22 protein-coding genes and 1 pseudogene are annotated in these 24,706 nt (G+C 52.3%); 17 read left to right on the top strand and 6 right to left on the bottom strand.

All coding sequences use genetic code 11. From position 1 onward, the window contains the following. Positions 1–7 precede the first annotated feature (7 nt). Complete coding sequence (gene nadS, locus ACKPCT_RS00545) at positions 8–295, top strand: NadS family protein (RefSeq protein WP_319567035.1); 288 nt, start codon at positions 8–10, stop codon at positions 293–295. 71 nt (positions 296–366) lie between these two features. On the opposite strand, the gene ACKPCT_RS00540 is transcribed toward nadS, so the two are convergent. Next, positions 367–1,119 carry an IS6 family transposase gene (locus ACKPCT_RS00540; RefSeq protein WP_319567034.1) on the bottom strand — a complete coding sequence of 251 codons (753 nt, stop codon included), beginning with the start codon at positions 1,117–1,119 and terminating at the stop codon, positions 367–369. A gap of 338 nt (positions 1,120–1,457) precedes the next feature. Here ACKPCT_RS00540 and ACKPCT_RS00535 point away from each other — a divergent pair, with 338 nt between their 5' ends. The 8 genes and pseudogenes from ACKPCT_RS00535 to ACKPCT_RS00500 all read left to right on the top strand — a co-directional run bounded on the left by ACKPCT_RS00535 (position 1,458) and on the right by ACKPCT_RS00500 (position 7,743). Next, the gene (locus tag ACKPCT_RS00535) at positions 1,458–2,570 is read left to right on the top strand and encodes a mandelate racemase/muconate lactonizing enzyme family protein (RefSeq protein WP_319567033.1); all 1,113 of its coding nucleotides are present in this window, start codon (positions 1,458–1,460) and stop codon (positions 2,568–2,570) included. A gap of 568 nt (positions 2,571–3,138) precedes the next feature. Then, the gene (locus ACKPCT_RS00530) at positions 3,139–4,116 is read left to right on the top strand and encodes a DctP family TRAP transporter solute-binding subunit (RefSeq protein WP_090069595.1); all 978 of its coding nucleotides are present in this window, start codon (positions 3,139–3,141) and stop codon (positions 4,114–4,116) included. A 146-nt stretch (positions 4,117–4,262) separates the two neighbouring features. Then, the gene (locus ACKPCT_RS00525) at positions 4,263–4,757 is read left to right on the top strand and encodes a TRAP transporter small permease (protein ID WP_090069597.1); all 495 of its coding nucleotides are present in this window, start codon (positions 4,263–4,265) and stop codon (positions 4,755–4,757) included. Positions 4,758–4,760: 3 nt separating this feature from the next. Beyond that, positions 4,761–6,044 (top strand): TRAP transporter large permease, encoded by a 1,284-nt coding sequence (locus tag ACKPCT_RS00520; RefSeq protein ID WP_319567032.1) that lies wholly within the window; start codon positions 4,761–4,763, stop codon positions 6,042–6,044. Positions 6,045–6,119: 75 nt separating this feature from the next. Further along, positions 6,120–6,485, top strand: a complete 366-nt coding sequence (locus ACKPCT_RS00515) for a hypothetical protein (protein WP_319567031.1) — start codon at positions 6,120–6,122, stop codon at positions 6,483–6,485. A gap of 60 nt (positions 6,486–6,545) precedes the next feature. After that, a complete protein-coding gene (locus ACKPCT_RS00510; protein ID WP_319567030.1) occupies positions 6,546–6,677 on the top strand; it encodes a hypothetical protein in 132 nt (43 codons plus the stop codon). Positions 6,678–6,738: 61 nt separating this feature from the next. Beyond that, positions 6,739–6,888, top strand: a pseudogene (locus tag ACKPCT_RS00505) (fuconate dehydratase); the annotation flags it as partial. 111 nt (positions 6,889–6,999) lie between these two features. Then, positions 7,000–7,743 (top strand): Crp/Fnr family transcriptional regulator, encoded by a 744-nt coding sequence (locus ACKPCT_RS00500; RefSeq protein WP_319567029.1) that lies wholly within the window; start codon positions 7,000–7,002, stop codon positions 7,741–7,743. 590 nt (positions 7,744–8,333) lie between these two features. Here the strand turns inward: ACKPCT_RS00500 and ACKPCT_RS00495 are convergent. From ACKPCT_RS00495 to ACKPCT_RS00480, 4 genes are all read right to left on the bottom strand, one after another. Beyond that, positions 8,334–9,685, bottom strand: a protein-coding gene (locus ACKPCT_RS00495; RefSeq protein WP_319567028.1) for an IS3 family transposase whose coding sequence is annotated in 2 segments (ribosomal slippage) — positions 8,334–9,349 and positions 9,349–9,685 — 1,353 coding nt in all. Because the reading frame shifts where the segments join, the coding sequence is not laid out codon by codon here. Positions 9,686–9,736: 51 nt separating this feature from the next. After that, positions 9,737–13,807, bottom strand: a complete 4,071-nt coding sequence (locus ACKPCT_RS00490) for a hypothetical protein (RefSeq protein WP_319567027.1) — start codon at positions 13,805–13,807, stop codon at positions 9,737–9,739. 363 nt (positions 13,808–14,170) lie between these two features. After that, on the bottom strand, positions 14,171–14,812 hold the full coding sequence (scpB, locus tag ACKPCT_RS00485) for an SMC-Scp complex subunit ScpB (protein WP_319567045.1): 642 nt from the start codon (positions 14,810–14,812) through the stop codon (positions 14,171–14,173). A gap of 2 nt (positions 14,813–14,814) precedes the next feature. Continuing rightward, entirely contained in the window at positions 14,815–15,768 is a 954-nt protein-coding gene (locus tag ACKPCT_RS00480; RefSeq protein WP_319567026.1) for a DUF1403 family protein, read from the bottom strand. A 125-nt stretch (positions 15,769–15,893) separates the two neighbouring features. Between ACKPCT_RS00480 and ACKPCT_RS00475 the strand changes: the two genes are divergently transcribed. Continuing rightward, a complete protein-coding gene (locus ACKPCT_RS00475) occupies positions 15,894–17,012 on the top strand; it encodes a site-specific integrase (protein WP_319567025.1) in 1,119 nt (372 codons plus the stop codon). Positions 17,013–17,210: 198 nt separating this feature from the next. Here the strand turns inward: ACKPCT_RS00475 and ACKPCT_RS00470 are convergent, their stop codons facing one another. After that, complete coding sequence (locus ACKPCT_RS00470) at positions 17,211–17,417, bottom strand: WGR domain-containing protein (protein ID WP_319567044.1); 207 nt, start codon at positions 17,415–17,417, stop codon at positions 17,211–17,213. A 254-nt stretch (positions 17,418–17,671) separates the two neighbouring features. Here ACKPCT_RS00470 and ACKPCT_RS00465 point away from each other — a divergent pair, with 254 nt between their 5' ends. The 7 genes from ACKPCT_RS00465 (at position 17,672) to repB (ending at position 24,569) form a co-directional block, all read left to right on the top strand. Next, positions 17,672–18,061 (top strand): hypothetical protein, encoded by a 390-nt coding sequence (locus ACKPCT_RS00465; RefSeq protein ID WP_319567024.1) that lies wholly within the window; start codon positions 17,672–17,674, stop codon positions 18,059–18,061. Between the two features lie 94 nt (positions 18,062–18,155). Continuing rightward, positions 18,156–18,452 carry a type II toxin-antitoxin system RelE/ParE family toxin gene (locus ACKPCT_RS00460; RefSeq protein WP_319567023.1) on the top strand — a complete coding sequence of 99 codons (297 nt, stop codon included), beginning with the start codon at positions 18,156–18,158 and terminating at the stop codon, positions 18,450–18,452. A gap of 2 nt (positions 18,453–18,454) precedes the next feature. Continuing rightward, positions 18,455–18,748, top strand: coding sequence for an addiction module antidote protein (locus ACKPCT_RS00455; RefSeq protein WP_319567022.1), 294 nt, complete (start codon positions 18,455–18,457; stop codon positions 18,746–18,748). Positions 18,749–19,114: 366 nt separating this feature from the next. Further along, the gene (locus ACKPCT_RS00450; protein ID WP_319567021.1) at positions 19,115–19,864 is read left to right on the top strand and encodes a methyltransferase; all 750 of its coding nucleotides are present in this window, start codon (positions 19,115–19,117) and stop codon (positions 19,862–19,864) included. 443 nt (positions 19,865–20,307) lie between these two features. Continuing rightward, positions 20,308–21,702, top strand: a complete 1,395-nt coding sequence (locus ACKPCT_RS00445) for a DUF3560 domain-containing protein (RefSeq protein ID WP_319567020.1) — start codon at positions 20,308–20,310, stop codon at positions 21,700–21,702. Between the two features lie 636 nt (positions 21,703–22,338). Continuing rightward, positions 22,339–23,538 carry a plasmid partitioning protein RepA gene (gene repA / locus ACKPCT_RS00440; RefSeq protein WP_090075540.1) on the top strand — a complete coding sequence of 400 codons (1,200 nt, stop codon included), beginning with the start codon at positions 22,339–22,341 and terminating at the stop codon, positions 23,536–23,538. Continuing rightward, entirely contained in the window at positions 23,535–24,569 is a 1,035-nt protein-coding gene (gene repB, locus ACKPCT_RS00435; protein WP_319567019.1) for a plasmid partitioning protein RepB, read from the top strand. The genes repA and repB overlap by 4 nt, the downstream gene beginning before the upstream one ends. Positions 24,570–24,706 lie beyond the last annotated feature (137 nt).

Genomic DNA, 24,706 nt, shown 5'->3' with positions numbered 1-24,706 from the left:
ACGCAACATGTCGTTTGGTAGTGAACTTTTAAAAAGCGCAAATGAAGCCTTGGCGATTGCCAAGGGGGAAGCTGAACCGGCTGGCACCTACACTCCTGAAGTCGTGGACGTTGCAGCAATCCGCAAGAAGCATAAGCTAACACAAGAAGCTTTTGCCCAGCGCTTTGGCTTGCCAGTTGGTACGATCCGAGACTGGGAACAAAAGCGCCGCTTTCCGGATCGCGCCGCCACTACTCTTTTGAAGGTGATTGAGAAAGACCCCGCAGCGGTGACACAAGCTCTCGCAGCCAAATAGCAGATACTCATTTGAAGGGCCCGTCGCAAAGATTATCAACGGGTGCATTTACCCCGTGAACAATCTCATTTTCATGCTTCGTTAACTTTTTGAATTCCAAAGAGGAGAGCAATGAGATCATTCTGTTCGCGAACGGTCCACTGGCCTGCAAAGCCAAAACCTTTCTTGAGCCACAGCATTGCTTCGAAACCTGCGATTGTTCGTCTCGCTGTATGGAAGGATCGGAAACCACCGATCCTGGGCATGTTCTTCTTTACCCTGAAATGATCGCTTTCTATGCGCTGCTGTAAATGCTTGGTGACATAGTGGACAGGGGCTGGTCTGAGGTAGCCTTTGTCGACCGATTGTTTGATCGTTGAGGGGAATGTGTTGGCGCCGTCAGTGCCGATCTTGCCCGGCGACAGGAGTGGCTCTTCCTTGAGCATCTTGTTGAAGAAACGTTTTGCTGCCTCAATATCGCGGTTGGCTGTAAGCAAGAAATCCACGGGATTGCCATGCTTGTCTATGGCCCGGTACAGGAATTTCCACTTCCCCCGCACCTTGATGTAAGTTTCATCTACCCGAATAGACCCGCAATGGGGGTTGCGAAACCGACGTAATCGCTTCTCAATGAGCAGAGCATAGGCCAAAACCCAACGATTGATTGTGCTGTGGTCAACTTTAAAGCCGCGCTCAAGGAACATTTCTTCCAGATCCCGATAGCTCAGTGGATACCGCAGATACCAGGATACCGCTTGTATGATCAGCCATGCCTCAAATTGTCTGCCTTTGAAATCATCTTTCGATTTCCGTTTTAGTTTTTCGGCAATGGAATTGAGAATCATACGGTGCTCCTTCAACAAATTGGAGCTCCTTTTCATCATCCAAATCTCAAGGCTGGGTTAACGACAAAAGTTTGCGACACGCCCTTTTATTGCTTTCGTTCCTTCTCCCAGCCGAAAGAATAGCGCGAAAACTCTAGTTTTAAACGATCCCCTTTTTAGGGTGCAGAGCATGACCAATTGTCGATTCCACCATCGGACAGCGGCCAACTTCGCGCTCCGTTTAAAAGCTCAGTTAACTCCTCCGCTTCCGAGGAAGTGTCAACCGTTTGACAGACTTGCAAGAATGCCGTTGCTACAGTGCGGCCATCCGTCAGGACACTCAGACACAGGAAGCCGCAATGAAAATTACCAAACTCACCACGTTTATTATGCACGTGCCGGTTACAAAAAATATTATTGGCGACTCAACCCATAGCATTACCCATTGGGGAATGCCGGGGGTGATGATCGAAACTGATACCGGTCTTGTTGGCTATGGTTATACCGGGACACACGCTGACATCACCACCGACCGCCTTATCACCACCATCATTCAGGACGTTTTCGGCCCAATGCTGATCGGCGAGGACGCTAGCGAAGTTCGCTACCTGCATCGTAAGATGTCTCGCAGTTCGACCAATATCTGGGTCGGTCGCGGCGGTTTGATGCAAATGGGGCTCTCTGCCATTGATATCGCGCTGTGGGATCTCAAAGCAAAAATGGTGGAGCAGCCTCTGTGGAAAGTCTTTGGCGGTTCGAAAAACAACCGCGTTCTCGCCTATAACACTGACTGCGGCTGGCTGGTCCGCGATACGGCGGAACTGGTTGATGACTGCAAAAAGATGATTTTTGAAGAAGGGTTTAATGCCGTAAAAATGAAAATCGGTAAGCCGGACCCGCGAGAGGATCTCAAACGTATTGAGGCAGTCAGAAAGGCGATTGGTGATGGCGTGAATCTGATGGTTGACGCGAATGCCAAATGGGACATCAGCACCGCCAAGCAGTACGGCTCGCGGCTCGCCGATTTCGATATCACCTGGTTTGAAGAGCCGATGTGGCATGATGACGTCGCGAGCCACCGTACGCTGGCTGAACATATAAACACGCCGATTGCGCTGGGTGAGCTGCTCTATCAATTCGATTCTTTTAAAGAGTTTGTATTGGCTGGTGCCGTGGATTACCTGCAACCGGATGCAACACGTTGCGGGGGGCTGACGGCGTTATGGGAAATTGCCGATCTTGGTCTGGCTTTCAATCTACCGGTAACGCCGCATCACGGTGACATGATGCAGGCGCAGCTGCATCTGGTCATGGCGCATCCTTCCTGCTCATTGCTTGAATTTATTCCTTGGACGCTGGACTGTTTCGTCAATCCGGTTGAAGTCAACGAAGGGTACTACTCTCTCCCCACCGCGCCAGGTGCAGGTACCACGCTTCGTCAGGACGCTCTTGAACGATTTAGCGTGAAATAGCCGACCTGTATCGTCCGGACACGCGCGCGGGCCACCACAATAACGACAAATACAAAAGGGGTGAATTATGCTCCACTCTACCGATCAGGATTTACCACTGGCAATCCGCAAATACACACGTCAGAGCAACCCAATGGTTACTTTGAAGAGTATTTTGGGCCTATCTGGATCGTTCTAGCATTGGCATTTGCTAAATAGGAGCTTCACCTGGATACCGGCCCGAGAGATGCGGCTTACGCTTTTGGCGCCCGTATCTTCTTTATCGGCTATGTGCTGCTCGAAGACCCCAGCAGTATTCTGCTTTATCGTATCAGCGCTCGCGTCTGGCTTGCGCGTTTTATGGTGACCTTGGGCCTTGTGTCTGCGTCTATGTCGTCATCACCGCACGCGGTGGTCTGATCGATAAAGATGCACTGGCTGATGCCCTGAAATCCGACAAGGTTGCACAAGAAGCTGTTCGTTTCGCCAAAGGGGAAAGTATTAATTGGGGTTTGGTCCAACTTTGAACCGGACGTCAATTTGTATAATTTCGCGATAAACTTCGAGACATTTACCACAGGAGGAAGAAATGTCCATTAAAACACTTACGCTTGCAGCAGTATTGGCTGTAGGCACAATCGTTTCACCAGCTGTTGCTGAAACCCTTCGTTTCTCCAACGTGACATCCGTATCGGGTAAAGACGCTGGCGTTGAGTTCAAACGCATCGTTGAAGAAAAAACCAACGGTTCTCTGGAAGTGAAACACTTCCCGGACAACCAGTTGGGCAACGACCGCGTTATCACCGAAAGCACCATCTTTGGTGATATCGATATTGGTGTAAGCTCCACGTCTCCGCTGGCTACCCTGTTCCCGGATCTGTATGCATTTGACGCTCCGTTCCTTTTCCTGAGCCCTGAAGATGCATATGCAAAGCTGGACGGTGAAACCGGTCAGGCCATCCTGAAAACCCTTGAGAAAAAAGGCCTCAAAGGTCTGGCTTTCTGGGAAAACGGCTTCCGTAACTTCACCAACAGCAAACAGGCTGTTGCTGAGCCTTCCGATCTGGACGGCATGAAAATCCGCACCATGGAAAACGACGTGCATCTGGCTGCATGGCGCGCTCTTGGTGCCAACCCAACCCCGATGGCTTTCTCCGAACTGTTCACCGCTCTGCAGCAGGGCACTGTTGACGGTCAGGAAAACCCACTGGGTATCATCGACGGCAACCGCTTCCAGGAAGTTCAGAGCAACGTGTCTCTGACCCAGCATGTTTACACCCCGTACATCGTTTTCATGAACTTGGATAAATTCAACTCTCTGAGCAAAGAAGAGCAGGACGCCATCACGTCTGCTGCGAAAGAGACCACCACGTTCCAGCGTAACCGCTCCCAGGAACTGGAAAAAGAAATCCTCGTCAGAATCAAGAACGACGGTGTGACTGTTACCGAGCTGACCCCTGATCAGAAAGCAATGTGGCAGAAAAAGATTATTGATGCCAACATCTATGATCTCGTCAAATCCAAAATGGATCATCCTGAATACATGGATGCTTTGCTGAAGAAATAAGCCTCATCAGCCGCTAATTGCGAGGACTGGCCATGCCAGTCCTCGTCCATATGTTGCCATCAATGCCGGTCCCGAAGCGGGAAAGACCTTCCATGCAACATGTGTTTTGCGGCCACTGAATTCGGTACTCGAAAGGGACCAAGTAGATGACCATTCTACGCTTTTTGGACAAGTATTTCGAAATTTCAATCAGCGTCTTTCTCCTGCTCTTCATGACCGCCCTTATCGCGGTGCAGGTTTTCATGCGGTATGTGATGGGGGAATCTCTGTCCTGGTCCGAAGAACTGGCGCGATATGTCTTTATCTGGTTGATCTATTTGATGATCAGCTACAGCGCGCGTGAAATGAAGCATATCAAGATCGACGCAGCGCTGGGACTCTTCCCCCAATCCTGGCAGCGGTGGGTTGTCATTCTGGGTGACCTTCTGTTTCTGGCTTTCGCCCTGTTCATCGTCAAGACCACCTACGAACTGGTGCTCAAGCAGATGATGCTTGACCAGCGTTCAACCGCTCTGGCGATCCCCTTGTGGATGATCTATGCCGCGCCCGGCGTCGGATTCTTCCTGACAGCCATTCGGCAGGTCCAGACCATTATCTGGCGCCTTCGCAATCCTGATAAATCCAACATCGAGGAGTTCTAAGGCATGGTTGCTACAGTTCTCTTTACAAGCCTAGTCCTGTTCCTCATCCTCAATGTCCCTGTCGGCATTGCCATCGGTCTGGCCTCGGCCGCAGCTGCGCTTGCTGCAGAAGCTCTTTCGCCCAACTATATTTCCCAGCAGTTGATTGCCGGTACGGATAGCTTTCCGATCATGGCGATCCCGCTGTTTATTCTAGCCGGTGACCTGATGGGCGCAGGTGGTGTTTCCCGCCGCATCCTTGACGTTGCCAACGTGTTCTTCGGTCGTGTGACCGGTGGTCTTGCCATCGTCACTGTCGCTGTCTGCATGTTCTTTGCAGCCGTTTCCGGTTCGGGCCCGGCCACTGTGGCCGCTGTTGGCTCCATGGTCATTCCGACCATGCTGGAAAAAGGCTATTCAAAATCCTTCACTCTGGCTCTCGTCGCAACTGCCGGTTCAATCGGGGTTATCATCCCTCCCTCCATCCCGATGGTTATCTTCGGCGTTGCGACGGGAACGTCCATTTCCAACATGTTCATGGCAGGTATCGTTCCTGGCTTCCTGATCGGCTTTGCGCTGATGGGCTGGAGCTACTTCTATGCCAAGAAGGCCGGAATTGCAGGCATTGAAGGCAGTTTTGATTGTCGTGTCGCCGCGAAACTGATGTGGGAAGCCAAATGGGCGCTTTTGAACCCGGTCATCATTTTGGGCGGCATCTATGCGGGTATCTTCACCCCGACAGAAGCGGCCGCTGTTGCCGCGGTTTATGCCTTGCTCTGCGGTCTGGTCTTCTATCGTGAGATCAGCTTCTCGCAGCTGCTCAAGACCGTTGCGCGCTCGTGCTCCACAACGGGTACGACGATGGTCATTCTGGGCTGTGCAACCGCCTTTGCCAAGATCCTGACCATCGAGCAGATCCCGGTTCAGGTGGCTGACCTGATGACGACGATTTCGGATAATCCGATCATCATTCTCATGATCATCAACGTGCTTCTGCTGTTCGTTGGCTGTGTCATGGATACCACGCCAGCCATTCTGGTGCTGTCTCCGATCCTTTTCCCTGTGGCAACCTCCATGGGTGTGGATCCGATTCACTTCGGCATCATCATGGTGGTCAACCTGGCAATCGGGTTCATCACTCCACCTTTGGGTATCAACCTGTTCGTGGCGGCAAGGGTCGGCAACGCCCAGCTCGGCACCGTGGTACGAGGTATCATACCTTTCGTTGCGATCATGATCGTTCTCCTCTTGATCATATCCTACATACCACCCGTCTCGATTGGCATCTTCAGCCTACTGGGTCGATGAAACAAGGAGCCCACTCCATCCTGCGGAGTGGGCTCTCTCCCCTTTTTTTCTCTTTCTCTCCTGCATTGTGAAAGAGTGAGCCTTGGAATCGGTCAGGTTCTGGTTGATTCCGGGTTCAGCATCATTGAAGTGCCGCTCAATTCACCCCGTCCGTTTGAAAGCATTCCCATCTTGCAGGAAAGTCTGGGGCGGCGCGCTCTGATCGGTGCTGGCACAGTTCTCAGCACCGAAGCGGTTGAAGGCGTCGCCGCCGCCGGTGGCAAGCTGATTGTCATGCCGCACAGCGACACCGAGGTGATCGCACATGCCAAGTCCCTGGGGCTTTCCTGTGTGCCCGGCGTTGTGACGCCAACCGAGGCCTTCGCTGCACTGAAGGCTGGCGCCGATGCCCTCAAGCTGTTCTCCCAGAGATTGCTTCCCCTGCTGTCGTCAAGGCCATGATGGCTATTCTGACCGAAATCCACACGGATCCTCCCCGTCGGCGGAATTTCCTCCGAAACCATGGATGGCTATCTGGCAGCAGGCTTCGGGCTGGGAAGCGCGCTCTACAAGGCGGGCATGTCTGCGGACGAAGTGGCCATGAACGCCGCCGCCTTCATCAAGGCGCTGGAGGCTCTCAAGGGCAAGGCATGAATCTGCCGCTTAATCAAATTCAGCCCGAAACGGACGGTCAGACCGAAAAGGAGTATTGGCCATAGTCATGATTACAGATGTTGTTGTAAAAGACATTCGCTTCCCTACCTCCCGCAATCTGGATGGTTCGGACGCAATGAACGAAGCGCCGGACTATTCGACCACCTATGCAGACAATCAGAAACCGCCGCTTGCAACACAGACAAAGAATGGCTTAAATCGACAAATCAGATGGGTGGAACTCTCTTAGAATCAACGCTGCCGTTTGTCTCGAAGCATTTGGTGTCGGACAAGACAACAATCGTCCTCAGGAGCCACAACGATGGTTAAGATATTGGCCGTAGCACCGTCACATAGCCGCGTCATTTCTACGGAAGAGATCAACCATATTCTACTTGGTAGCAGTTGGTTTCGAGCACTACCGGACTATCTCATTGAACAGATTATGTCTCGCGCCAATTTGTATCAATACGAGAATGGCGAAATCATTCACTACCGCGGTGATGAATCGCTTGGCTTCTATGCGGTCATCACCGGTTCCGTAAAGGTAAGTACAGTCTCTGCCGACGGTAAAGAATGTATTTTCCGCTATCTTTCGCCTGGCAATTGGTTTGGCGAAATTGGGATGATCGATAAATCCCTCCGTACCCACGACGCTAGGGCGATCGGCAAAAGCACACTCCTGACACTCAAACCCTACGATGTAGAACACCTTCTGCAAAATTACCCGATTTTTAATCGATTTCTAGCGTTACTGCTGTGTAAAGTGGTACGCAATGCTTTCGCCATGCTGCATGACAGCACACTTTTATCGGTGTCTGCCCGCTTGGCAAAGCGGCTAGTGAGTCTATCTGAGGGATATGGAGAGCCGCACGAACGGGGAGTGTTGATCAATCTCTATCTGACGCAGGACGATCTGGCGACAATTATTAACACGACCCGTCAAACTATCAACAAACGGTTGGTCGCGTGGGAAAAGTTAGGATGGATAGATGCTAAGTACGGTAAGATTCTAATCGTCAATATCAATGCGCTCAGGCAATTATATGCTGATGAAGACGAATAGCGCTACTGATCACTTTTCATTTGCGCTGACGAAAAAAGCATCCTTCAGGATTAATGCCGGGCGTTTACGCAGGCCTATTGCTGAACCGCTTAGAATGGAGCGTGAGGGCTGCAATTTTAAATGTAATGACTAAATTTTAAGGGCGATTCTTGTTCCGCACTGCCTGACAGAAGCAATATCTTGCAAGTGCGAGGATTAATCACAGGTTTGTTCTGGCAGTCGTCGTCTCAATAGACAGGCAATCATGTTGATTGAAAACTGATTGTAGTCAGAACCGGATGAGAGAAACCCATATCCGGATTCAGCTATGTTTCACAGCTGTTTGTTCACATCAGGTTGAGAGTTTATTGGCTTACAGATGCGAGGAATTTGCTAGCCTTCTTGATGCAGAAGGCTGTCGAGTGCGGTGTTTCACGTGCATTGTTAATATTTGATTAACCAAGTAAATGTTGCGAGGTGCGAGGAATCGGCGGATAGTATCAGTAATTGGGTTGTTTTTCGAATTTTATCGATACTTGTCCGTCGTCGAATGCTTTGGGACAGATGTGTTTGGTTATGACTGGAGGGTTCAGCTCATCAGTTTCTGCGATTTAAGCGGCTTGTGATTGATGTTGCAAGCGGCGCCGTTTGATTGTCTTCTGTTTGATCCTTTCCCTTTGTTCCAGAATTGCCTGTCCTCTTCCGAAGTAGACGTCGGCCGGGGTGAGATTTCCTATGCTCTCATGGTACCGGCAATTGTCGTAGTGATCGATGAATGCAGCGATCTCATTTTCCAGCTCACTGGGGAAGAAGTAGTTCTCCAGCAGGATCCGGTTCTTGAGTGTCTGATGCCAACGTTCGATTTTACCCTGTGTCTGCGGATGACCTGGCGCACCATGTATCTGTTTCATAGATCGGTCTTCCAGCCAGTTTCCCAGATCCTCGGCGATGTAACATGGGCCATTGTCCGACAACAGGCGCGGTTTATGTTCGACCTTCACGCTATCGCAGCCAGAAGCCTCAAGGGCCAGATTGAGGGTATCGGTAACATCATGACCCTTCATGGTAGTGCACAATTTCCAAGCCACGACATAGCGCGAGAAGTCATCGAGAATGGTGGACAGGTAAAGCCAACCCCAGCCAATGACCTTCAAGTAGGTGAAGTCGGTTTGCCACATCTCGTTGGGGCGCGCCGTCTTGTCCCGGAATTCATTATCAGCTTTCATGACGATGAAGGCCGGAGACGTGATCAAGTCATGAGCTTTCAGAAGTCGATAGACCGAAGCCTCTGACACAAAATAGCTTTCCTTGTCTGTGAAGGTCACCGCCAGCTCCCGGGGAGACAATTCGGTTTCCTCCAGAGCCAGTTCGACGATCTTGTCACAAACATCATCCTCAATCCGGTTCCAGACTCGTGACGGTGCAGAGCTATGATCTTCCAGCCCTTCAACACCATCGATCAGGAAACGGTCGTACCAACGATAGAATGTTGATTTAGGAATGCCCAACATCTTCAATGTTCGAGTTACCGGCAGATGGGATTCCTCGACAAGGCGGATGATCTCATGCTTCTCGGATGCGGGATACCTCACTCTTCTTCGCCCCCATCTTCGATCATGCTTTTTTTAAGCAGGCGGAGCTCAAGTGTTTGCTCAGCGACAACTTCCTTAAGGTCCCGAGCCTCCTTGCGCAGCGTCTTCACTTCATCGCTGGTGGCAGCACGAGCCGTATCTCCGGCCAGTCGCTTCTTGCCAGCCTCAAGGAATTCCTTCGACCAGGTGTAATATAGGCTCTCGGAGATACCTTCGCGGCGGCACAGAGCGGCGATGCTGTCTTCGCCACGCAAACCGTCCAACACATTGCGGATCTTCTCTTCTGCCGAATACTTCTTTCGGGTCTTTCGGCGGATGTCTTTGATGGTCTTCTCTGCAGATGGCTTCTGCAAACAGGATTTCTGTCTCATCTTCGCTTCCTTTGATAGAGCTACGATGAGCCAAAATCCTCCTTTGTCAAATCAACCCAATCTGTCCCATAGGTGCTGAGACGGAACAATCGACTGCGGTCGAGACACGTCCAGCACAACAACTGTGACCTTCTCTTTCATTCGAGGTGGAAGGTCATTAGTTAGCATCTCCTCAAGCGCCTCGGCACTCTCTGGGTTGGCCGCACCATCACTTCTTTTTGGGCCCCCAAATTCTGTACCGAACCAAAAGACGAGATAAATCCCGAAACCGTTGGAATCTGGATCCGCAGCATACCCCTCGAGTTGGGTTGATGCGGCCGTCCAGAGCTCGTTATTATAATGCCGCTTTGCTTCGATCGGGAGGTTCTTTCCTGCGTGGCTCAACAATAGGATGTCGACTCTGGTGTTTTCTCCGCGATGGGCTTCGGGAAGGCTAGCTGAAATGCCATATCTTTCAAAGCGCGGACGAAATAGCTCGAGCAGCCGGTCTCTGTCCTCGTTCTCTATCTGGGGATTGGTCGCCTCCCCATATCGATTTGTATTCCAAAAACGCTTCCAGGGTGTTTCACTTCCGGTTCTAAGCGTGCTCTTGTACCGCTCCACTTCATCTAGAACGATGGCCGCAAGATCCGAGGGCGTCGCAGGTGGGCCACTTGAGATGGCACCCAATAACTGTCTCACGGAAGGCGCTGCAAATTTCTCATCACGCAACTTTCGGGCGTGTTCCGCAGCTGCGTGAGCCAAATGAGGTGCCCAAGTCGTGTCGACCACGGCAGCGAGTTCTTTCAAATGCTCTCCAGCCTCAACCGAACTAGAGGCTTCAAGACGCCGGATCGATGTCCTAATAATACCGCTTCCACCTGAGCGCCACCAATCATCGTCACGTGCCGGATGTGTCTTTCCAAGAACCCCAATTCTAATACGGTCCAGCAAATCGATATCCGGGCACAATTCGTTGAATGACTCCGCAATGTCACCACTTGGTGCCAACAGAGCTGCCTCTTGTTCGCTTTCTGATAGCCGACTGGCAAACTCCCGAGGCATCAGCGCCAGTCCAACAAAAGACCAAATATCTCTTTGGCTTCGCTCGAGATCATGACGTTTAAGAGCATTTTGTACGAGTTCAGTCATCTCACTAATGTTGATCGTCTCAGCGCAGGCAGCGATCGCCTGCCTTAATGCGGAATCTGGTAGTCCTGGTCTCTCGCCAAGCAAGCCAACAAGGCACCGAGATATCAGTTCCGGCCCGCCCGAGCTCGTAAGATGATGGATGGAGCCAAGGTCATCATCGCCAGCATCAAGGGCAGCATTCCAGTATCGCAACATCACTCCAGCACCTTGTTCGGGATCATGAGACAGTCGGCCAACTGCCCAATTTGCAACCGAAGGATCATTGTCGCGACTGAAATAGGCTTGCCGAAGCCCAACCAAAGCAATAATCAGCGGGCACGCATCGATATCATTTTCTCGTCCGTGCAATAGCGCCTGATGCAACCCTGCCGCAACGACATACTCACTAAAGTATGCCTGGTTGGTTGCCTCTGCTTCGCCAAGATCTTCGACGCTAACTTCTATGCCGGTATGAATCGTGAACTGAACAAAGCCTTCTGCAATAGCTGCGGCGATCTCTTCATTTGTGTATTTTGTAATGTTTTCGAGCGGCGACTTGCTTTCGCTGACCCGACAATCCCTGTAATGTTTGGAAGCCCATTTCAAGACGCGATACTGTTCAGGTGCACCAGCAGAAATTAGGTCAATAACCGGCGCAAGCTCGGCGATATTGCCTTTTCGCGAGTTTGCGGTTTCCTTTTCTTGGCAGGCTTTTCGCTTCGCTTCTTTCTTTTTCCATTGTGCGTTGGGGTCGGACAGCAGAGACCTGACAAAACCCTTGAAACCTTGTTCCTGTTCGAGCAGCGAAACAATCGGTTTCTTCCATTTTGGCCAGTTTGTTCCGGCTCGAGCCGCATACGCAGCTATCTGAAACCGCCTCTTCCGCACCGCTCCCTTACTTGCCTTTTGCGCGAAGTCTAACAACTCACGGATCAAAACGTCGGATGGTAGCCGTCTTACGGTCGAAACATATTCATTGCAAACTACCCAAGGCCCCTCGTCAGAGGAGCTTCGTTCCGTCACTGCAAGGAACAAATCAAGTTCCCGACGCCCTGAACCGCGTTCCATCCACTTGCCAATGGCTTCAACAACGTCACGTTCGAGCATATCCCATCTATGTTCTCGAAGGTTTCCTATCCAAGATAGAAGCCGAACTGCGGTTATGTCTGGGTTAGCTTCAATTGAGACGACAAAGGCTCGATTAAGAAACGACTCAACCCGGGCTTTGTGACGTCGCGTAGCATCGCTTTTTCCAATACCCCGATCGAAAAAGTCCGGTCGCGGGGATCTCGTTATCGCTATGGGCAGATTGTGCAGAGAGGCTGTGTCATCGTCATCTGCATCCTCTCGATTCTTCGAAGGCATGCGGTCAATATCTTCGAGCAGCGCATGGAGATCGTGAAATTGGACGTCCTGAGTTGCGAAACTTCCTAAGATGCAGGCCCGGATTGCCAATTGACCCCAGTCAACCGTCATTTTAGCTAGATCGTCCAAGAGGTCCCGTTGCATCCCAACATTGTCTATAGCTTTTGAGACAAGGACTTCGGCAGCCCTCTTCCGCATCCAGAGAGGCCTTGCAGCGTCAAGCATGATCTCCCGCAGTTTCTCCGACATTTGTTCGACGGGCTGACCTTCGGCAAGTGCCTGAAGGACAGTAACCTGCCGGTGGCTACGGACATCGGCGTCAAGAATGGTTTTGAAGGCGTCGGCGAGGTCATCACCAGCAAGCCCTCCGACGACCGTCGCTCCATCCTGTGAGGATAGGAAAAAAGGATCATCACGGTCCAAGTAATATAGGATTTCTTTCCGCCCAATTGCATCGAATGCCGCAGCGTCGCCATATGCCAGCACTGTTGCTGCATCATTCCGAATAAGACGGCGTGCACCACTAGGATCACCCTCAGAATGCAGGTGAACGGCAAACCAAGCATAAAGTCCTCTGAGCTCACTTGGGGCTTTCTGGTCGCTTCCCGTGATTAGCGCAATTGCTCTTCCTAACGGAAACGCAGGCATCTCCGAAGCTCCTACCACCCTTTTTGCCAGAAAACGACCTGCCAAAAACTCCGCAACCGTTCGGTGTAATGGCGTGAACGTTTGTTCTTCGCCCCTAAACAAGGCGGTATCAAGAGCGGCTTCGAGAGCGTGAGCTTCCAGCCCCAAGGCATGTGTAGCGGCATATTCGTTTTGGGTTGAAGCAGGGGGCAATGCATTCGAACGCCAGAGTGCTTTAGCCCCAGAGGCAAGTAGATAGAAGTTCATCGCGGCAGCTGACGCGAGAACTTCTTCCGCCCCAGGGCGAGGATCGGTTTCGCGCTCTGGGTTATGTTCGTGAGCAAGCGCAAAAGTGGCTCTCGTGAACAAATCAAAGCGAGAGGTCGGCCAAACGCCGTTCAGAACGACAACCGAGTGAAGCAGTCTCAGACTAAGTGGATTTTCGAGAAACACATCGGCACCTTTGCGCCGAGCTTCGCCAATGAACGTCTCCGGGTCGGGTTCTCCTAGCGACGCCAATACCAATTGCGCCTCTTCCTCGTTCAGAGGTAAAAGATGCGCCACTGTGATTGACTCGTTGTTTGCGGCGCGGCGCATTGCCTTGAGGTCGGCCGTCGCACGCCAGTCTTCAGTACGGCATGTGAGGCGCCATCGTCGAATGTTACTGTGTGAAATAGCATTGGCAAGCTGTAGGAGTTTTTCTTTCCCACTGTCACCCGAACGATACTCGTCAAGCGCGTCAAGATATGCGGTTCCAGACTCGCCCATCGGATATCCGTTCATCACTTCCCGACAAGTTGCAATCTCGCCACCCTCAGCAAATGCTTCGTACTCCAGTGCTGTAGATTTGCCTGCACCGGGCTCGCCGAGCAAGACAAGATACGGTTCGCGGCGGAGGAGACTTAGTGGTTGAACTACGTCCTCGCCATCAACCTGAATAGCGACTCGCCTATCTAGATGTGCATGTTCCATGTCGGAAAGATAGTCGCTTGGCTCGCCCCTGACAATCTGAAGTGGCACCAAATCTCAAAGGATCGGCCGACGTCGATTTTTCCACAAGTGGGAGAATCCGCGAATGTCAGCATTTGCCGACAGAACCTAAGTTCTCGCTCCTGCAGCGAATGCCTCCTTCCCGCCTGTTTTACTAATGGGAACGGAAGCCAATACGTGCCTCAAGTCCCCCACAAGCCTTGTTGCGTTTCAGACCGATGACGCCTGCATTTGTCCTTATGCCGAAACCGCCACGCGCTTGAGCAAATAGAAACACAGGGGATTATCTGCGATAACGAAACGGTTGTTCAGATTCCGGGCTTCCTCGTTTCCGTCGCTACGAGGATTTGACGAGCTGAACGATGCAGAAACCTGCCTTGAATTCTTTTGTGTCTACTCGCCTTGTCGCCCGAGCAAGCCAGCATCTTCAAGCGCTTCGATGTCCGGTAGGTCTCTGAGGGTCTCAAGGCCAAACACTGTCAGAAAATGCTTTGTCGTAATGTAGCTATAGGGCGCACCAGGCGTCGGACTTCTCGGCCCTGAGGCAATGAAGCCGGCTCCGCGTAGATTGCCGATCAGGTCACGGGACACTTCCTTGCCGAACAGCTTGGTCAACTCATTGCGGGTTATGGGCTGGAAATAGCTGATCGCCGTCAACACTGCGGCCTCAAATTGGGATAGTTTGGCAGCGGTTGAGCGGGTCGGCGCGTTTGATGCCCGAATGGCCTGGGCAAAACGCACCCGGGTCCTGTGCTGCCAGCCTCCTGCGACCGCGACCAGCTCGTAGGGTCGATCGCGCAAGTCCTCGATGAGATCCTCAATCAGCAGATCGATGCTACAATTCTTTCCGACGACCCTTTGTAACTGCTCGCGAGAAACCGGCTGGGCAGAGGCAAAAATCACCGCTTCGACGCGCAGCATCCATTCGCGCCAGCGCAATGGAGCGGGCCAATCCAGCAAGTCCCGATCGAGAAGGGTATCGTCTGATGCCGAACCGTCTTGCCCTCCCCCGCCCATTGTATGCTCTGGCGCCATCATCACAATCCATATATCTTGAAGGAAGCGCGTCCGGATAATTCCCTGACCGCTCCCAGATCCTGCAACCGCAGGAACAGACGCCGACTGGCCCAACGGGATAAAGCAAGCCCGGGCGCTGAGGACAGGACGGCATCTTCTTCGAGCAAGGCCTTGATAACAGGCTCGGCGCCTTTCGTGCGAAGCTTTGGCGCCACCTCGATCAGACAGTCAGCCCGATGCGCGATGGAGCGCGCCGATTGCAAGGCCCTGTCTGTCGCGTGGGTCAGGGACAAACACACGGCCCGCTCAAACCCGCTCTCTCCAGGTTGCACACGCCGGGAATCGACTGGCAGACGAAAGGCCTTGGCATAGCGTTCTGTGACCAGCAGCGGCACGGGGGAGTGCCAGCCAAGCCTTGAGGCAATCAGCCAGTCTCCCAGTAGCCAAGCGAGGCATTCGATATCGGGTCTTAAGGCCATTACGGCGGCCAACAGATCCGCGACCGCGAAGGGCACTGCCTTTTGTGTCTGCAGCGCGTCGTCAAAGAGAATGACCACGCCGGCAAGCGCATCATCCCAGGGCAAACCGAAAGCGTCCGCCAACCGACGAAGGGTCTTGCTATTGACTGTCCCGCTTGAACGGCTCCAGCGCCTGTAGCCCTTGGCGATCCGGCCAGCCGGGCCCGGATCATCCCCCGGCGTGGTGAGCAGGAGCATGTCGCGCAAGGCGGCCGCTTCCTGGCGGCGTCCCAGCATTTGCGAGGTCACGACCGCACAGGTGAGGGCCTGGCGCGCCCGCCAGCAACCGACCCAGACCGGGTCGCTTTTGACAAGAGTATCAAGGCAAGTGAGGGCGATACCGGCAAAGAAAGCTGCGTCCGAGGTCGACAGATTTTTCTCATCCATGCGGGCCCATTGTGGCATGGACGGGATCGGATTGATCGCGGTTGGCGGTTGAGGCAGCGGCAGTGTCATGACCTGGGCACCGATTGAATGAGCGGTTTTCAGGGAAATTATTGCATAAAAGCGCACAGCTTGTCTAACGATAGTTAAGAATGATAATGTTGCATTATCATTCCTTTTAAGATAGATATGACATCATGGCTTCTGACAGCGAAAAGTCCAACCAAATCACCTACAACGTCCCTCCGACCAACGAGAACGGCAGAGAGGGCCTCGTCGTGCCAGCTGAAGAACCGGCACATGGGTCACCAGGCGTCACGTCTCCTCCCCTCTCCCATCTCACCCCCCTGATCGATCGTGCCCGGGACTATGTCGAAGCGGCCTCTTCAACCAATACCCGACGGGCCTACGCGTCCGACTGGAAGCATTTTTCCAGTTGGTGCCGCCGCAACGGGGTCTCAGCCACCTCTGGTGACCCCCAGACGGTTGGCCTCTATATCACCGCCCTGGCATCCGGCGAGGCAACCGCCAACAGGTGCCCTGCGGCCGTTGCCACCATCGAGCGGCGCCTGTCGGCTATCTGTTGGAACCATACCCAGCGTGGCCTGTCTCTGGATCGCAAGGATCGCACCATCGCCACCATTCTCGCTGGCATCCGTAATCGCCACGCAGCGCCCCCACGCCAAAAAGAAGCCATTCTGCCAGAAGACCTCATGAAAATGCTCGACACCCTTGATCCGGGCAGCCTCAGAGGCATGAGGGACCGGGCCATGCTACTGATCGGATTTGCCGGCGGTCTCCGCCGCTCGGAAATTGTCGCCCTCGATCTCGGCCGGGACCAGACAGAGGATGGCAACGGTTGGATCGAGATCCTCAAGGATGGCTTGCTTGTGACCCTGCGCGGCAAGACTGGCTGGCGGGAAGTGGAAATTGGCAAAGGCTCTTCGAGTGCCAGTTGCCCAGTTGACGCCGTGCAACAGTGGATCAAATTTGGCAAGATCGCCCATGGCCCGTTGTTTCGCAGGGTGACTGGCAAGGGCAAGAGGGTTGGCCCTGATCGCCTCAATGCGCAAGAAGTGTCCCGCCTTGTCAAACGAACGGCAGCACGCGCAGGAATCCGGGGAGATTTATCAGAGAAGGAGCGGGATAAACTCTTCGCCGGCCATTCCCTACGCGCCGGTCTGGCATCTTCGGCTGAAGTTGACGAACGCTACGTTCAAAAGCAGCTTGGTCATGCGAGCGCTGAAATGACGCGCCGGTATCAGCGCCGAAGAGACCGTTTCCGTGTTAATCTGACCAAAGCCGCAGGACTTTGAGAGAAGGAAGAGCCGAGTGGGACGCCTTGCGCACTCTGGATCTGGACCGCATGAAAGAAGAACACGCCGAATAAGTGCCGGTTTGCCTTAGAGGCATCTATAAGAAGGAGCATAGCGACCACAATGGGTCCCCTATCATTGTGATTGCAGGCCAGCTTGAGGCCGAAAGAAAATACATATCCCGCGCCAAGCGATCCGCTAAAGCGCTTTTGCCGGTGCGACAGGCACGTAACCTCTCGCGATCTTCTGCGCTTGAAGGCAGCGACACCTTTTTAGAGCAGCTCTGTTATCTGAGAAATACTCAGTTTTGACCTGCCCGAATGTACCAATGCGGCCCCAATTACGGATTAACTGAACACCCCCCAGTAAATCAGGCTCTATTTTAAAGCGATAAAAGCGGTGCATATTGCGCGATGGGATCAGCTTTCTCAAATGGATTTCCGGTCGGATAGACAAGGCCCCCTCCCCTATTCTTGACTATGCTATGATGGTAGGGATCGGCATCGAATAAATCCAATTCATATTGGGAATCAATTGATTGGATTTGATTCATCTCGCTTATGGCAGAACTGGCCGTCTGATTGAATGTTTGGCAAACCAACGATCCAGAGCATGTTCTACTTCCCCCTGAAATGTTTGCTTTCTATGCGCAGCTTTAGATGCTTTGTGACATTCAACATGCTATCATCTATGTCGGCAATCCCATCCCCTTTGTGGACCTGTTAGCTGACGCAGTGAAGCTTGATGTGCGCAACACATGGACGCCCAACAGCACCTTTTTTAAACGCCTCAAGGCCGACCAGCTTGACGAGATTAGGAGCTTCATTGATGGCAAGCCTGTTTCTGCGAACTTTGCCAACATGAAGAAGGGTGACAAGGTGGCGCGGCTCCATGCCCTGTTCAATAATGACGTTGACCGCAACGGCCTTTCACCAGAGGCAAAGGACCGCATTGCATCTTGGGTACCGGATTGCATGATCAACCAGCCCTTGACACCAGAGCAGGCCACCAGCCAAGAAGAGAAAGCCGAGCAAGACCTCGCAGCCTAAACCAGCAAGCCCGCCGCGACCGGACACAAAAGTTTGGCGCGGTGGGTTTCAACTTCCATTGACAGGGTGTAGTTTTTAAACTACATATATGCAAATGATCAAGATCCTCACGACAGAGACGTTCGATAAATGGTTGGATCGGCTCAAGGACGAGAATGCCAAGGCAAAGATAACCCTGCGTTTGGTATCTGTTGCCAGAGGAAGCTTTGGGGATGCTGAACCAGTTGGAAACGGGGTAAGTGAATTACGCATTCACTATGGCCCCGGATATCGGATCTATTTCCTAAGGCGAGGAGCGGAACTGATTGTCCTTCTGTGTGGCGGCAACAAGAAAACCCAATCCAAAGATATCAAGGATGCTAAACGCATAGCAGCACAATGGAGAAACTGACCATGGTGGAGAAGCTTAAGGAGTTTGATCCGGCTAAATTTCTCAAATCTGATGAAGCGATCCGGACCTTTATTGAAGACGCTTTTGAAACGAAAGACGCTGCACTCATCGCTGACTGCATCGGAATTGTCGCTCGTGCCAAAGGCATGACAAAAATTGCAGAGCAGACTGGCCTTTCTCGCGAACAGCTCTACAGATCTTTCAGTCAAGAAGGCAATCCGACCCTGACGACGACCTTAGCTGTCATGGACGCCATCGGCTTCGATTTGTCTGGGAAGCCTCATAGCACTCACTAATAACCCATTTGAAGCTCTTGCATTGCATACCCCGCGAGAGCTTCAGGAAGCCCTTCCCGATTTGGTTCGGGAGGGGCATTTTTTGTGTCTTGGACCGGAAAACAAGAAGCGGGAAATAGAAGGGCGCAAAGCGCCCTGCTCTATCCCTGTTCTCTGGCTAGGGCCGTATCGGGGTCAAGGCTGAACAGCTGCGCTGCACCGCGTCACCTTCCTTCATTCACTGCGTTCATTGCGTGCAGGCGATCCCCTCACTGGCGTTCGGCGCTTATGGCCTTGACCCCGCTCCGGCCTGTCGCACGACGAGAGAAAGTGAAAGGCGATCAAACGAGCCGCCAGTTCCTACTCGAACGCACAGGGGTATGCATTATGAAACTCACCAAAGCACAGACCAAAGCCCACAATGAAGGCGAAGCCATCCTGACCAAAGACCGCCTGTCTGATGACGAAAAGCTTTTTGTCCTCGATAACTGGCAGGAAGGCGCAAGCCATAACAATGCCTATGCCGGTGCATTCTTCACGCCCAGCGGCCTTGCTCGAGACTTCTCCCTTGAAATCATGAATGGCCATGTCATCGACCTTTGTGCTGGCATCGGGGCTTTGTCCCTTCATGCCCTTTGGTCGGGACGTGCCGAAAGCCTGACGTGCGTCGAGATCAATCCCGCCTATGTCGAGATTGGCAAGAAGATCGTCCCCGAAGCCAATTGGATTTGTGCATCTGTCTTTGATTTTGCCCCTGCCCGCCGCTTTGATTGTGCCATCAGCAACCCGCCGTTTGGCAAGGCTCGGACCCGTTCAGAAAAAGGAATGGATTTTGAGTTTCAAGTGATCGAAATTGCATCCCGCATGGCTGAGTTTGGTGCTTTCATTCTGCCCCAGACCTCAGCCGGTTTCCGCTATTCCGGTGAGCGTTACTATTTGCGGTCTGAAAGTCGCAAGTTCAAAAGCTTCTCGGAGAAAACAGGGATCACCATCGAACCTGGATGCGGCATTGATACCGAAATCTACCGTGGCGACTGGAGAGGGGTTTCCCCTTGCGTTGAAATCGTGGTTTGTGAGTTTCCCGCTCCTGCATTTTCCACCCCCCTTCAAACAGACCTGTTTGATATGGTGGCATAGGCTGGTTGGCTCGGAGGGGTGAAAGCCCCTTCAGAGCAGATCGCCTTGGGGCAAAGCCAACCGGATCGACCGGCTGGCTTTGCCGCGAGGGGGCCACACCCGCCCCTCGAACTCCCCTCCGGCCAGGCTGCCGGTAAAGGTGAGGCGGAAACTTCGACCCTTCTGATCCTCCCTTCCTCGCCGTTCTTATTCCGCCACCCAAAGGCTAATCGGGGAAGGGCGCTCGCGCCCTGCTTTGTCCCTGTTCTCTGGCTATGGCCAGATCGGGGTCAAGGCTGAACAGCTGCGCTGCACCGCGTCCCCTTCCTTCATTCCCTTTGGTCATTGCGTGCAGGTGATCCCCTCACTTGCGTTCGGCGCTTGTGACCTTGACCCCGCTCCGGCCTGTCGCACGACGAGAGAAAGTGAAAGGCGATCAAGCCAAGCGAACAAGGAGCAAATCAATGTCGAACACCGAAACCAAGATCGAGCGCATCGAAGGCGTAGAAGCAACCTATTCCCCTGAAGACAACAAACTACGGATCTATTCCGATACCAGATTGGACAGCGGCACATACGCGCTGGTCAAGGATGCTGGCTTTAAATGGGCACCCAAGCAGGAGCTTTTTGTAGCCCCCAAATGGACGCCTGCCCGCGAAGACTTCTGCCTTGCGATTGCTGGCGAGATCGAGCCAGAAGGCACGACCCTTGCTGAACGCGCCGAGATGAAAGCCGAGCGACTGGACGCCATTGCCACTAACAAGACCCGTAAGGCCAATGCGTTCACCGCCACAGCCGACACGCTGTCGCGCGCTTTTGAGTTCGGCCAGCCGATCCTTGTGGGGCATCATTCCGAGCGCAAGGCACGCCGGACCCAAGAGCGCATGCATAACAATATGAGCAAAGCCGTTGAGAGCCGCCGTGCGGCTTCTCACTACCTCTACAGAGCCGAGAGCGTGCAGCGTCATGCAGACTACAAAGCGCGGCCCAATGTACGCGCCCGCCGCATTAAAACCCTGCTCGCTGATCTGCGCGACCATCAGCGCACGCTTAACAGCTACGCAAAAGCGCTGGAAGTTTTCCAAGAAAACCTATCGAACAAGTTCATTATAAAGTTGGTTGGTATGCACCAGATCGGCACTGTTTGTATTGCCCCCTTTGGTACGTGGCAGAAAATGGTCGATGGAGAGATTGACCCGCAAGCTTATCGGCTGGATATGATCGAGAAACTTACCCGCCTTGTTGAAGGCAGCATTGCACATCGCTGGATTGAGCATCTGTTGAACCGGCTCGCCTATGAGCGAGAGCTATTGGGAGACGTGGCACGCTTTGAAGGAGCCTTGACCCCAACCGTCATTCAGGCTTTTGCCCGTGAGCATGGAGCAGAGAAGCCGAAGGCAACAAAGACGGAGGAGGGGAGCTTTAAACTCGAAAGCCCTGTTCCGTTGCCCCTTCATTTGGTCGGCGGCACGTCTACCAAATGTCTTCCCCTGTCTGATGAGGCTTGGCGCGACCTGATGCAGAATACCGGTTATCAGGTGCCAGCCAAGAAAACCGCTAAGCCTTCTATCCTCAACTTCAAAGCCGAGACGCTTGATTCCGAGAACCAGTATCATCCTGGAGAGGTGATAAGCTTGACCCAGATCGAACTCACCAAGGCCGAATATTCTGCTATTTCCTCATGCTATCGCGGCACCCGTCTTTCCAAATGCAAGACGTTCCGCTTCAAGACCTGTCTGGACCCGCGCAAGCGGCAGCCCGGCCAGTATCCGCAATGGGTCGCTGTCTATCTCTCTGACAGCAAGACCCACCCGATCCCCGACAGCTTGCAGACCGAAGAGGCCAAAGATGCTGCGTAAGCCGGAGCCAGCCAAGAAGGACACGGCGCGAAAGCGCCGTGACTTCATCGCCATGCAGGGCCAACCCGCAAGTGCTCGATCTATGTTCTTTATGAGAACGGGCGAAGCGTCGATATCGCGCCGGACCTTCGAAATGCCAAGCGGTTCATGAGGAGATGAGGCCAGCGGCTACCAGACGTGAGCGAAGAGTAGGGGGCCAATATCGCGTCGCAATTCCTGTTGCGGTTCTCGATCAAACGTTGATTGAAGGCACGAAACTCACAAGGGGGTTAACTAACCCCCTACTTAACTTATTGAAATTACTGATCTTGGTGATTCGTAGCAGTTGCAATGAAATTCTTTAGAGGCCTGTACGGGGTAGAGCAATGCTGCATATACTCGGAGGGACACCGGAAGAATCGATTCTGACAGTTTGGGACCTGATTGCACTAGCAGAGTAAAAGTCCACTGTTATCCCGTTAGCTATAAACGCTAGATATTCTCTATGTTTTCATAAGTTTATGTCGACATTAATCTTCCATTAACCCTATCTTGCTTGACAGAATGAGACTCCTCAAACATGATCTGCTTACAATTTTTCGTCGGCCTTGATCCATATTCCGTAATTTTGGGGGCCGCTAGGAGATAAATAACGTTATGCAGTCCGTCCAGGAAACAGACACGGAAGAGTTCCTTTCAGAAATGTCGTTGCTGTTGAATCAACAGATCAATCGCATATGGACCGCAACTTATCCGCCTGAAGCTAAAAAAACACTCAGATCTTTTACGGCTAAGGAAGCTGCGTCGCTGATCGGTGTAACGAGCACAAGACTACGGCAGCTTGAGCTTGATGGTGAGATTCCGCCAGTTGCCCGATTGGGCAATTCGGCTAGGCGTTATACCCTTTCCGATATTGATGATATTCGTCAGTATTACGCCGCGAAAAAAGTTTCTGACGCATTAAAGTTCCTGCCACGTAGACAAGGTGAGGAGAAGCTTCAGGTCATAACTGTTGCTAACTTCAAAGGTGGCTGCGCCAAGACGACTACGAGCATTCATTTAGCGCAATATCTCGCACTGAAGGGATTGCGGGTTCTCGCAATTGACTTGGATCCGCAGGCAAGTTTAACCGAGACATTTGGGATAAGAGCCGCAATTGACGTTGGATCGATGGAGTCGATCTATGGGGTGGTTTGCTATGATGAAGAACGGCCTGTGATGAAGGATGTAATACGGAAATCCTATTTTCACGGGTTGGACTTTATTCCAGCTCATGCAGAACTAAACTATTTTGAGCATGAAACCCCAGGCGCGATCAGCAACCCCGAATTTGTTGGGAAGTCGCACTTTGTTCGTCGGATCGCGGCGGCGCTTGAGACGGTTGAAGACGACTATGATGTTGTCATCCTCGATGCGCCTCCTCAGCTCTCCTATATGACACTGAACGCGATTTATGCTGCAACTGGCTTAATCGTTCCTGTGCAACCGGCAATGATCGATGTTGCCAGTATGTCTCAGTTCTTGTCGATGTTGGTCGAGATGCTGGCAGCTTTCAAAGATGCTGGCACGCCGTTTGCACATGATTTTTTCCGATTGCTAATAACTCGTCATAATCCCAACGATGTGCCCCAGACCACATTGGCTGCGATGATGCGCTCACTGTTTCTTGATAAGATCATTGGAACTACTGTGCTTGATACGACTGCAATAGCAAACGCCGGTCTGGAGAACAAATCGTTGTATGAACTGAACCGCAGTGATGTTAGCCGTGACACCTATATTCGAGCGATTGACTCTGTGAACGCAGTAAATGGTGAGATCTTCGATCTGATTGAAAAAGCATGGGGGCGGAAATGAGTGCTAACGATAAAAGGAAGCAGAAGCTAAGTGCTGCTTATGATGTCTCCGATCGTGCAGCTCTTCTCGAGAGCGCAAAGAAAGATGCCGGTCGCCGCTCGTCTGCTTCCATCCCTACACAAGCGCTCAAGACCTCAATGACTGCAATTGAACAGCGGGTAGTAGAACTCCAGAACCAGTTGAAAGAAACAGCTTTCCAGAAAATAGATCCTAAGAAAATTTTAGATTCTGCGGTAGCTGACCGGTTCCCTTGGAGCGAGGATACTGAGGAGTTTATAGCACTCAAGCAGTCTATCCAACTGGAAGGTCAGAAACTTCCGATTCTTGTGCGTCCCCATCCGGAGAAGTCTGAGTATTTCCAAGTTGCGTATGGTGCAAGGAGGGCGCATGCTTGTCGCCTTCTAGGCATTACGGTGAAGGCTTTCGTTCAAGAGCTTTCCGACGAGGAACTGGTTGTTGCTCAAGGTATTGAAAATAATGATCGTACCGATTTGTCTTTCATCGAGAAGGCTCTCTATGCTCGGTCATTGCAAGCCTTTGGGTATGCACATTCCGTGATTGGCAGGGCTATTGGAGTTCAAGACAAATCCAATCTACGGAAACTTCTTCGTATTGCAGATGCAATTCCCAACGAGATTTGTCATTTGATCGGCAGCGCCAATGGCGTTGGCCTGCCTCGGTGGTCTGCCCTCGCGATCGTGTTCGAGGACAGGCAGCAAGCTGCTGAAGACGCTATCGTCAATGCTTCAGCTTCTGCTGCGTGGCAAAAGGCAGACAGCAACGGGCGTTTTGAAATCGCTCTCAAGGTGGCACAGCGCTCCGCGCATAAAAAATCAGCATCAACGAACAAGCGAACCATTGTGTTCTTTCAATCGGGAAATGGTGACAAAATCGTTAAATTTTCGGAGAAGGTTAAATCTCTGGACTTTTCGATTGATCGCTCGAAGGGGGAAGGTTTCGCTGAATTCCTTAGAGAAAGAATGGAAACACTCATCTCTGAATACGAAGCAGAGAAGGGAGAGAAACAATGACCTGATCTGCGGGAAACGAAAAAACCCGTCAATCGGCAAATTGACGGGTTTATTAGATAGACAAAAGCGACAAGCGCTATAGTCCATAGTTAGCAAATTTGACTATAGGTGTGATGGACCCATTTGGCAAGACTCCT

The sequence above is a fragment of the Cohaesibacter marisflavi genome, assembly GCF_963665895.2.
In the GTDB taxonomy this organism is placed as follows: Bacteria; Pseudomonadota; Alphaproteobacteria; order Rhizobiales; family Cohaesibacteraceae; genus Cohaesibacter; species Cohaesibacter marisflavi.
The sequence above is the reverse complement of the archived record's forward strand: the minus strand, read 5'-3'. Positions and strand labels throughout refer to the sequence as shown.

Coding starts and splice junctions, on each gene's coding strand:
- nadS (WP_319567035.1), top strand. CDS start 8: ATGTCGTTTGGTAGTGAACTTTTAAAAAGCGCAAATGAAGCCTTGGCG.
- ACKPCT_RS00540 (WP_319567034.1), bottom strand. CDS start 1,119: ATGATTCTCAATTCCATTGCCGAAAAACTAAAACGGAAATCGAAAGAT.
- ACKPCT_RS00535 (WP_319567033.1), top strand. CDS start 1,458: ATGAAAATTACCAAACTCACCACGTTTATTATGCACGTGCCGGTTACA.
- ACKPCT_RS00530 (WP_090069595.1), top strand. CDS start 3,139: ATGTCCATTAAAACACTTACGCTTGCAGCAGTATTGGCTGTAGGCACA.
- ACKPCT_RS00525 (WP_090069597.1), top strand. CDS start 4,263: ATGACCATTCTACGCTTTTTGGACAAGTATTTCGAAATTTCAATCAGC.
- ACKPCT_RS00520 (WP_319567032.1), top strand. CDS start 4,761: ATGGTTGCTACAGTTCTCTTTACAAGCCTAGTCCTGTTCCTCATCCTC.
- ACKPCT_RS00510 (WP_319567030.1), top strand. CDS start 6,546: ATGGATGGCTATCTGGCAGCAGGCTTCGGGCTGGGAAGCGCGCTCTAC.
- ACKPCT_RS00500 (WP_319567029.1), top strand. CDS start 7,000: ATGGTTAAGATATTGGCCGTAGCACCGTCACATAGCCGCGTCATTTCT.
- scpB (WP_319567045.1), bottom strand. CDS start 14,812: ATGGCGCCAGAGCATACAATGGGCGGGGGAGGGCAAGACGGTTCGGCA.
- ACKPCT_RS00480 (WP_319567026.1), bottom strand. CDS start 15,768: ATGACACTGCCGCTGCCTCAACCGCCAACCGCGATCAATCCGATCCCG.
- ACKPCT_RS00475 (WP_319567025.1), top strand. CDS start 15,894: ATGGCTTCTGACAGCGAAAAGTCCAACCAAATCACCTACAACGTCCCT.
- ACKPCT_RS00470 (WP_319567044.1), bottom strand. CDS start 17,417: ATGCACCGCTTTTATCGCTTTAAAATAGAGCCTGATTTACTGGGGGGT.
- ACKPCT_RS00465 (WP_319567024.1), top strand. CDS start 17,672: ATGCTTTGTGACATTCAACATGCTATCATCTATGTCGGCAATCCCATC.
- ACKPCT_RS00460 (WP_319567023.1), top strand. CDS start 18,156: ATGATCAAGATCCTCACGACAGAGACGTTCGATAAATGGTTGGATCGG.
- ACKPCT_RS00455 (WP_319567022.1), top strand. CDS start 18,455: ATGGTGGAGAAGCTTAAGGAGTTTGATCCGGCTAAATTTCTCAAATCT.
- ACKPCT_RS00450 (WP_319567021.1), top strand. CDS start 19,115: ATGAAACTCACCAAAGCACAGACCAAAGCCCACAATGAAGGCGAAGCC.
- ACKPCT_RS00445 (WP_319567020.1), top strand. CDS start 20,308: ATGTCGAACACCGAAACCAAGATCGAGCGCATCGAAGGCGTAGAAGCA.
- repA (WP_090075540.1), top strand. CDS start 22,339: ATGCAGTCCGTCCAGGAAACAGACACGGAAGAGTTCCTTTCAGAAATG.
- repB (WP_319567019.1), top strand. CDS start 23,535: ATGAGTGCTAACGATAAAAGGAAGCAGAAGCTAAGTGCTGCTTATGAT.